Source organism: Tabrizicola sp., from assembly GCF_031377265.1.
Lineage (GTDB): Bacteria > Pseudomonadota > Alphaproteobacteria > Rhodobacterales > Rhodobacteraceae > JAUYQR01.
In genome coordinates this window covers 1-9,537 of sequence record NZ_JANMET010000286.1, presented here as the reverse complement: position 1 = coordinate 9,537, position 9,537 = coordinate 1, and the positions used below count along the sequence as shown (strand labels likewise).

The window sequence follows — 9,537 nt, the reverse complement described above, 5'->3', positions numbered from 1 at the left end:
CGATGGAACACCGCGACGAGTATCAGAGCGAAGCTGCGGCGCTGACGGCGATCGCGGGCAAATTGGGCTGTTCGCCGGACAGCCTTCGCGTTTGGATGCGCCAGGTCCAGCGTGAGGGTGGCGAACGGCCGGGCCAGACCAGTGCCGAGAAGGCGCGGATCAAAGAGCTGGTGCGTGAGAACCGCGAACTGTGTCAGGCCAATGAGATTTTGAGGAAGGCATCAGCGTGTTTTGCTCAGGCCCCTCTTGTCTTATGATTTTCCGATGCCCCTATGTGATAACGGGGCTAGTGCACAGCGTGTCTTTTGCGGTGCATTGGCGGGGCGGATCGCACCCCTCTTGGTCGTTTAGGGCCGCCCGTGAGTAAGATCACCCCGCCTTTTCTTTCAACCTGAACGGATACTTGGGCGCGAGGCCCGTATGACAAGAATAGGTAAAGGAAAGTCGATGCAGGATACAGTTGGGATGTAAGCGTCCGGCCTGACTGCCCTGCCGCGCTTATAGAGGGTGAGATAGTGTCCGCTTCGGATAGTGGACACTATGGGGTTTGGTGTGGTTCGGCGGACGAAGCGGCTTTGGACTGACGAGGAGAAGCGGTCGATCTGTGTTCAGACGACTGCGCCGGACGTTTCGGTGGCGCAGGTTGCGCGGCGATATGCGCTGAATGCCAACATGATCTTCAAATGGTTGCGGGATGCACGCTATGCGCCGGGATCGGCGCCAGGTGCTGTGGATGCCCCGGTCTTTTTGCCTGTAGAGATTGTGAACCCTGCCCGTTCAGAAGCCGCCAGGCCCACTTTGCCCAGCAACGTCTTGCCCGACTGCCTGCTTGAGATCGAGATTGCAGGTGGGCATCGGTTTCGGGTCAGCGGGCCTTATGATCCCGAAGCGCTGGCCCGTCTGATCCGTGGTCTGTCGGGATGATACCTGTCCCGTTGAACGCGCGGGTCTGGCTGGCCGCAGGCGTGACGGACATGCGCAAGGGCTTTGCAGCACTTGCGGCTCAGGCCGAGCAGACGACGCAACAGAACCCGTTCAGTGGCCATATGTTCGTGTTCCGGGGACGGCAGGGCGATCTGATCAGGATCATCTGGTGGGATGGGCAGGGCGCGTGTCTGTTCTCGAAGCGGTTGGAGAAGGGTCGGTTTGTCTGGCCCTTGGCAAAAGACGGCAAGATCGCGCTGACACCTGCTCAGTTGGCGATGCTGCTTGAAGGGATCGACTGGCGCTTGCCGCTGCGCACCTGGAGGCCTTTGACCGCAGGATAAATTGAAGGATTTGCAGTTATGGGATTCCAGTAAAAGCCTTGTTTTGCTATGATTGCCCATGCTGGATGTCACCAAATCGCTGCCGGAAGACCCCGCAGAACTGCGGGCGTTCACAGCACTTTTGCTGGCCGAAGTGAAGTCGCAGGCGGTGTTGATCGAGAAGTTGCGGCACCAGTTGGCAGGCCACCGCGCCCATCGCTTCGGGGCATCCTCCGAGACCTCAGAGCAGTTGCAACTGGCCCTGGAGATGTCCGAGATGGCCATCGCCGCGCTTACGGCAAAACTGCGCCTGCCCGAGGATACACCCGCCGACAAGCCAAAGCGCAAGCCGATCCCAGATCATATTCCGCGCGTGGAAGTCGAACTGAGCCCGGGCAACGCAGAGTGTGCTCAGTGCGGTGGCAAGCTGCGCAGGTTAGGCGAAGACGTGACCGAAGAGTTGGAATACGTCCCTGGCCGCTTTGTCGTGAACCGCATTGTTCGGCCCCGGATGGCCTGCTCGAGCTGCGATTGCTTCACCCAAGCCCCGCTGCCGTCGCGGCCAATCGAGCGCGGGCGTCCCGGCCCGGGCCTGCTGGCGCATGTGCTGGTCAATAAATATGCTGACCATCTGCCGCTATACCGTCAAAGCCAGATCTTCGACCGCGAAGGCATTGATCTGGATCGCTCAACGCTGGCGGATTGGGTCGGCAAATCCACCGCATTGCTGGAGCCGTTGGCTGACGCCATTGGGCGGCATGTCTTGGCGGGAGCGCGATCTTTGTCGACGACACCCCGGTCGCGATGCTGGCTCCAGGCAACGGCAAGACCCAGACGGCGCGGCTGTGGGCCTACGGGCGCGATGAACGACCATGGGGCGGCGGCATCCCTCCCGCCAGTTGGTATCAGTTCTCGTGCGACCGCAAAGGGCAGCACCCAAAGGATCATCTATCAGAATATACTGGCTGGATGCACGCCGATGGCTATGCCGGATTTGAAGACCTGTATCGCACAGGCGAGATACGCGAGGTCGCCTGCCTCGCCCATGTCCGGCGCAAGTTCGTCGACGTCCACAAGGCCCAAGGCTCGGCCATCGCCGACGAGGCCATCCGGCGGATTGCTCAGCTTTACGCCGTCGCGAAGTCGGCGCGAGGGCTGCCACCGGATAAACGAGTCGAGATCAGGCAGGCTGGGGCCAAACCCGCCTTCAACGACCTGCAGGCTTGGCTGAACACCCAACTCCATGACATATCGGGCAAAAGCCCTCTGGCCGCCGCGATCCGATATGCCCTGACCCGGCTGGCCCGCCTGCGTCCCTACCTCGATCACGGTATCTTGGAAATCGACAACAATACCGCAGAACGCGCGATGCGCCCTGTCGCCTTGGGTCGTAAGAACTACCTCTTCGTGGGATCGCAAACAGGCGGGAAATCCGCCGCAATCGCCTACACCCTGATCGAAACCGCCAAACTCAACGGCATCGATCCACATGCATGGCTTGCCGACACACTGACGTGCATCGCGGACCACAAAATCAATCGGATCAACGAACTGCTCCCCTGGAACGCACGATAACTGCGGTCAGGCCGGACGCTTACTGTAAGTCAGCCAGAGTTGACCCTAAGTGAGACACGATGGTGAGACGCACTCACCTCAACCCGCACCTAGAAACAGCGATAACAAGCACCTACAGCAATGGTGGCCGTTCCAGGGTCGCCCACCACTTTCCCATATCGTTGATTTCTCTTATTTTATTGAGTATAGTGGCCCTGCGGCGTCCATTCTTGGACACAAATTCAGGGGTTTTGGGCACATGGCGGATCAAACCGTTCGATGGCTCAAAGCGAATGCTGGTCGGTTCTTCTACCGTCGCCGGGTTCCTGAACGTCATCAGAAGACCCTTGGGCTGAAAGTTTGGAATCGGCCATGCGGGAAGGTGAGCTATCAGAAGGCCGTTTCACTGGTCACCACATGGGGTGAAGAGCATGATCGGCTGATCCAGTCTCTGGGCGATCCCTCCGTAAGTGTTCCGGTCAGACAAGCCACTGAGGCACGCGCTATGGCCCCGATGGTGGCGGGTATTAAAGCTTCGCTGCGTGCTGGCGCGCTACCCCACCGGTTCGAACCTCTGGAGGCTGCCAAGGCTGGTTTGACGGCTGCTGAACAGAACACTCAGTTTGAAGTCCAGGATCGTCTGGAGGTCGGACTGTCGACCCGCGGTGGGTCAGCTGGTGGGAGTGAGGGATTTCAAGGGGTTGGCTGTGGGCGCTAGGGGGTTGTTGGGGTGCTGGATGGGTGGAAGAGGCGAGCGGTGCTTCAATTCTGACGGCACGTGTGGTGGGCGTTGTTGCGTAACTCACGTTTCAGGCATGACCTCCCCTTTGCGCATTGATGTCAGGCGATGCGGACAATTTCGGCGGTGCCGAGGGCGTTGAAGCGGTTGATGAGGGCGATGCGGATCTGGATTTCGGCGATCTGGTCGAGCAGCTCTGGCAAGACCGGACTGTCGCCATCGCTGCCGGGGGTGAATTCCACCGCCCGGATGTCAGACGTGGCCGTATCCATGGCCAGATGGAGCTTTCGCCACTGGCGGCACGCCTGAACACCGTGTTTGCGGGCCTGCTACTCGCCATCGCCCGGGAACTTGATGCCGGTGCTGTCAACCAGCAGGTTCAGCGGCCCATCAGAGCGCCGATACGGGATCTGGACGACGAGCGTCTTCTGCCTGGCACCGGGTCGTGTAGTCAGGCACGGCCCGGTCCAGGTTCGCCAGGCAGAACCGGTTCGCCGCATCCGAGAGCACCGCAGGCCGACCGGGCCCGCCGTCATGCGACGCAAGCCAGGTCATCTCCTTGTCCAGCCAGATCAGCAATGAGCCGCGCTTGCGAAGCGCCGCAGTGTAGCTGGACCAGTTCGTGGTACGGTCGCGGGCGGGCGATGGCTTGCTCATGCCTCACGTCTAACCGCATGGCTTCGCAATGTGAATCCTCGACCGTCAGAGTCTGCAACAACGCCCGCCAGAATACGAACTAGACGCAAACTCAGAAGGGGATTGCGAATGTCGGACATACTTACGGTTGGCGACCTGAAATGCCACTTGGCGGCCTACCGCGATGATTTTGAACTAGAATTTCAAGGCGGCTTGCAGTTCTATCGCGTGAAGGCACGCGGCGACAACCTTGCGGTCGTGGAGTTCAACGAATTTCAGGCGGAACTTTCGCCCAAGTTCAAGCGCGACAACCCACAACTTAAGGTAGTCTTCTGTTCTTTCGACAGCGACGGGTCGGTTGTTCAACAAGTCAGCGTTCCGCGACTTTGACGAAAAAAGATCCCCGAAACCTTGCGGCAACGGGGGTCAGGCGGCTTCCGTAGTGGCCCAGCGGAAGAACTTAGAAGGCGGCTGCGGGGATGCCCACAATAGCGCCGTCGGGGTCGATACCCGCAGCGGTGAAGGCTTGGCGCATTGTGGCCCCTGCGGCGACCCGCAGCACGGCTACAGCAGGGAAGTCGGGCCGTCCTGCACCCGATAACCACTCCATATGATGCGCCCTGTCAGAAAGCCGGGGTTGCCCCTCTGGCGCGGCCCATGTGGGCACATAGCCCGATGCCAGGGTGAACGGGGGCAGGCAACCGCACCGCCGCTCTCGCCGAGTGGCGGCAACTCTGCGCCGCCTGACGGCTGGCGGGTTTGGGTAAACTGAGGCTGGTTCGCGCTTGTTTGACACCACCTCGGGACCGCATACCCACCCAAACCCTACGAAAAAGGCGGTTGTGATCGGCAAGCGCGGACGGCTATGGTTGTGGTCTCTGCTGGCTGCATGCCGCCCGGGGGCGGATATTGTCGCAGGACGGGGGGCCTTGGGGGAAGACAGCCTTTGCATCCGGGCTTGCGGCCCGGTCATCCAATGAAAGAATAACAGGCGAATGTGCCCTGCGAAACTGAACCGAACCGAAGAACGTGGCTTCATCATCCCCATTGGTGGCGGTGAGGACCGGGTCAAGGACAGGCAGATCCACCGTCGCTTTGTCGAACTTTCCGGCGGGGCTGCAGCCGATATCGTGGTGATCCCGACCGCCTCGCAACTGGAAACCACCGGGGCGGATTACAACCGGATCTTCCGCGACCTTGGCGCCGGGCGGGTCGAATACCTGCCGATCACCAGCCGCGCCGATTGCGAAGACCCCCGCTATGTCGAGATGCTGGACCGCGCCACCGGCATCTTCATCACCGGGGGTAACCAGTTGCGGCTGTCGACCATCCTTGGCGGCACCGCGATCGCGCAGGCGATCCGGCGGCGCAATGCGGCGGGCGTGGCGGTCGCGGGGACCTCGGCAGGGGCCTCGGTCATGTCGGAACACATGATCGGCGGCGGCCAAAGCAATGTGGGTCCGGTCGAAGGGGCGGTGACGCTTGCCCCCGGTCTGGGCCTGACCAATGCCGTGATCATCGATCAGCATTTCACCCAGCGCAACCGGTTGGGGCGGCTTTTGACCGCATCCTCCTACAACCCCTTCCTGATTGGCTTGGGGATCGACGAGGATACTGCCGCCTTCATCGGCCCGAACAACATGCTGGAGGTTGTGGGATCCGGCACCGTCACCGTGGTTGACGCCGGCCAGATGACCCATTCCTCGATGTGGAATGCGCGGCCAGGCCAGGCGCTCAGCCTGCTTGGCCTGCGCGTCGACGTGATGGGCGAGGGCTGTCGCTACGACCTGCGCGAGCGTAAGGCCTTTCCGCCGGATGCGGAGCTTGGCCATGGGCCGCTGGCGGCCGAGGACGGAACAAAGGGAGCCTGAGAATACAACATAAGTGCGGGGGCAAGTATTCCCGCGCGTCAAGGGGAGCTAAGCGCCATGAAGATCGTCTCGACCAATGTCTATGTCGGCCCCAATCTCTGGGCAAGTTTCCCCGTAATCCGCCATGTGATCGACCTTGGAGTGCTGGAAGACTGGCCCTCGGTCAAGCTGGGCGAAGGTTTCATCACCGCGCTGGTTGATGCCCTTCCGGGTCTGGCCGAACACGGCTGCTCTTATCGCGTCGAGGGCGGTTTCTTGCGCCGGTTGCGCGAGGATGAGGGCACCTGGTTCGGCCATATACTGGAACACTGCGCGCTGGAGATACAGGGCAGTGCCGGGTCCGACGTCAGCTTTGGGCGCACGCGGTCAACCGGGAGCCCTGGCCAGTACAACATGGTCTATGCCTACAAGCAGCGCGACGTGGGCCTTGATGCCTGCACGCTGGCGATCCGGCTATTGATGCACATCCTGCCTGACCCGGTAAAAGCGATGGTCGATTATGCCTTTGACCCAGAATTCGATTTCGCTGCCGAGATGACTAGCTTCGTCCTCTCTGCCCAACGGCGCGAGTTGGGGCCTTCGACCGCAAGCCTCGTCAAGGCCGCTGAGGAACGCGACATTCCCTGGCTGCGACTGAATGAACATTCGCTGGTGCAGTTCGGTCATGGCAAATACCAAAAGCGGATCATGGCGACGATCACCTCGGAAACCCGCTGCATCGGGGTCGAGATCGCCGGCGACAAATCCGAAACCTCTCGGCTGTTGAACGATTTGGGCCTGCCGGTCCCAAAGCAGTTGATCGTCTACTCCGCCAAAGATGCCGCCCGCGCGGCCCGCCGCATCGGCTTTCCGGTAGTGGTCAAGCCGCTGGACGGCAACCACGGGCGCGGGGTGTCGATCAACCTGATGACCGACGAACAGGTCGAAACCGCCCATGGCGAGGCCTATGCGCAGGGCAAATCCAGCGGGGTGATCGTCGAAAGCTTCATTACCGGCTTTGACCACCGGATGCTGGTGGTCAACGGCTCGCTGGAGGCCGCCGCCAAGCGCGTGCCGGGGCATGTGATCGGTGATGGGGTGATGACCATCGCCCAACTGGTGGATGAGGTGAACAAGGACCCGCGCCGCGGCATCGGCCACCAGAAAGTGCTGACCAACCTTGAACTTGATGCCCAAGCCGAACGCCTGTTGCAAGAGGCGGGGATGACGGCCGAGTCGGTGCTGGAGGCGGGGCGGCTCTTCTATCTGCGGTCCACCGCCAACCTGTCGACCGGCGGCACCGCGATTGATGTGACCGACACCGTGCACCCCGACAATAAGGACATGGCCGAGCGCGCCGTGGTCGCCATCGGGCTGGACGTCGGTGGCGTCGATTTCCTGATCGACGACATCACCAAATCCTACAAGGACATCGGCGGCGCGATTGTCGAGGTGAACGCGGCACCGGGCTTTCGCATGCACGTCGCCCCGTCCGAAGGCACGCCGCGCGATGTGTCGGGCAAGGTGATGGAAATGCTGTTCCCGCTGGGGTCAAAGTCGCGCATCCCGATTGCGGCGATCACCGGCACCAACGGCAAGACCACCACCAGCCGGATGCTGGCCCATATCATGAAATGCTGCGGCCACCTGGTCGGCCTGACCTCGACCGACGGGGTCTATGTCGATGGCAAGGTGACGGTAAAAGGCGACATGACTGGTCCTACTTCGGCCCAGATGGTGCTGCGCGATCCGTCCATCGACTTTGCGGTGATGGAGACGGCGCGGGGCGGCATCGTGCGGGCGGGTCTGGGCTATTCGCGGTCCGATGTGGCGGCCTGTCTGAACGTGACCGAGGATCACTTGGGTCTGGGTGGCATCAACACGGTCGAGGAACTGGCCAAGGTCAAACGGGTAGTGATCGAGACGGCGACGGACACCGTGGTGTTGAATGCCGATGACATCCATTGCCTGCGGATGGCCGATTTCGCCAGTGCCAAGCACATCTGCTATGTCACGACCAAATCCAACCACACGCTGGTCAAGGAGCATATCCGCTCTGGCGGGCGGGCGGTGGTGCTGGAGCGCGGCATGAACGGCGAGATGATCACGATTTACAACAACGGCACGCATCTGCCGGTGCTGTGGTCGCATCTGATCCCCGCGACGATGGAAGGCAAGGCGATGTACAACGTCAGCAACGCCATGTTTGCAACGGCGATGGCGTACAGCTTTGGCGTCGATCTGGACAATATCCGGCTTGGGTTGCGGACCTTTGACACCAGCTTTTTCCAGGTGCCGGGACGGACCAACGTATTTGACGAGCATCCGTTCAAGGTCATTCTGGACTATGCCCACAACCCGGCCGCCTTTGCGGCGTTGTCCGATCTGGTGGACCGGTTGGATATTCCGGGCAAGCGGATACTGGTGGTGTCGGTGCCAGGCGACCGGCGTGACCAGGATGTGGCGGAATCGGCGCGGATATTGGCGGCACATTTCGATTATTTCATCTGCAAGGCCGATGCCAACCGGCGCGGGCGGGGCCATGACGAGATTCCGCAACTGTTGCGGGCGGGGTTGATCAAGGCCGGGGTTGACCCTGCGGCGATCGTGATCCAGCCCGAGGAGCCCGAGGCGTTGGACCATGCGTTGACGATGGCGCGCGAGGGCGATCTGGTGGTGATCAACGGCGATGACACGGCACGCTGCTGGAAGCAGATCATCTATTTCAAGAAACCCGAGGGCAGCAATGCGGCCCCGGTGGTGACGCGGCCTCACCCGGTGCCGGATGGGGTCGAGGCGCTGATTGGTGACGGTGACATGCTGATCAGGGATGAGCGTGGGGTGCGGCTGGCGCGGGGAAGTGGCGAGGCGGCGGATTGACCTTGGTGGTGGAGGCGCGGCGGGTCACGGGGCCGGGGATGCTGTGGGGCCGTCCGGGCGCGATGCTGGACGTGGAGGATGCCCGGTTTGACCCAGGTGTGGTGGCCGATCTGTGGCGGCTGCATGCCCGCCGGGTGCTGGACGCGGTGGGTTGGGGGGGGGAACAGGTGCTGGCCCATCCGTTTCAGGGCGGCATCACGCTGGCGATTTCGGCGCCGGAGGACCGGCTTTATACCGCCGTGTCAGTGGCCGAGGCGGCCTGGGGCCTGTGTGCAGCGGCCCTGTTGGACAAACACCCCGCCGATTTCGCGAGCCTGGTGCCGCGTTTGCGCGAGGAGGCCGAGGCCGAGGCGAACCCGGGGCTGCTGACGCTGATGGCGGCGGCGCGGGGGCGGGGGTTGGAAGTGCTGGTGGATGACGAGGTGGTGACATTAGGGCACGGGGCGGGATCGCAGGGTTGGCCGGTCCGGGACCTGCCGGAGGGCGTCGATTGGGACGCGTTGCACAACATTCCCGTCGCGCTGATTACCGGCACGAATGGCAAGACGACCACGACGCGGTTGTGTGCGGCGATTGGGCGGGCTGCGGGGTTCATGGCGGGCCTGACCTCGACCGATATGGTGCAGATTGG

7 protein-coding genes and 2 pseudogenes are annotated in these 9,537 nt (G+C 61.9%); 8 read left to right on the top strand and 1 reads right to left on the bottom strand.

Annotation, left to right across the window (positions count from 1 at the left end; translation table 11 throughout):
• From RMO18_RS16035 to tnpC, 4 genes and pseudogenes are all read left to right on the top strand, one after another.
• On the top strand, positions 1–257 hold a 257-nt coding region (locus RMO18_RS16035; RefSeq protein WP_309667255.1), incomplete at its 5' end, for a transposase.
• 295 nt (positions 258–552) lie between these two features.
• On the top strand, positions 553–924 hold the full coding sequence (tnpA, locus tag RMO18_RS16030; RefSeq protein WP_309667254.1) for an IS66-like element accessory protein TnpA: 372 nt from the start codon (positions 553–555) through the stop codon (positions 922–924).
• Positions 921–1,268, top strand: a complete 348-nt coding sequence (gene tnpB / locus RMO18_RS16025; RefSeq protein ID WP_309667253.1) for an IS66 family insertion sequence element accessory protein TnpB — start codon at positions 921–923, stop codon at positions 1,266–1,268. The genes tnpA and tnpB overlap by 4 nt, the downstream gene beginning before the upstream one ends.
• 58 nt (positions 1,269–1,326) lie before the next feature.
• Positions 1,327–2,822: pseudogene (gene tnpC / locus RMO18_RS21150) on the top strand (IS66 family transposase).
• Between the two features lie 891 nt (positions 2,823–3,713).
• Here the strand turns inward: tnpC and RMO18_RS16010 are convergent.
• Positions 3,714–4,197: pseudogene (locus tag RMO18_RS16010) on the bottom strand (transposase); the annotation flags it as partial.
• A 108-nt stretch (positions 4,198–4,305) separates the two neighbouring features.
• On the opposite strand from RMO18_RS16010, the gene RMO18_RS16005 reads away from it, so the two are divergent.
• From RMO18_RS16005 to RMO18_RS15990, 4 genes are all read left to right on the top strand, one after another.
• Positions 4,306–4,566, top strand: a complete 261-nt coding sequence (locus RMO18_RS16005) for a hypothetical protein (protein ID WP_309667249.1) — start codon at positions 4,306–4,308, stop codon at positions 4,564–4,566.
• Between the two features lie 605 nt (positions 4,567–5,171).
• Positions 5,172–6,047, top strand: a complete 876-nt coding sequence (locus tag RMO18_RS16000) for a cyanophycinase (protein WP_309667248.1) — start codon at positions 5,172–5,174, stop codon at positions 6,045–6,047.
• A 57-nt stretch (positions 6,048–6,104) separates the two neighbouring features.
• The gene (gene cphA / locus RMO18_RS15995) at positions 6,105–8,906 is read left to right on the top strand and encodes a cyanophycin synthetase (protein ID WP_309667247.1); all 2,802 of its coding nucleotides are present in this window, start codon (positions 6,105–6,107) and stop codon (positions 8,904–8,906) included.
• Positions 8,903–9,537, top strand: a 635-nt coding sequence (locus tag RMO18_RS15990; protein ID WP_309667246.1) for a hypothetical protein, incomplete at its 3' end; no start/stop codon positions are given. The genes cphA and RMO18_RS15990, both read left to right, overlap by 4 nt.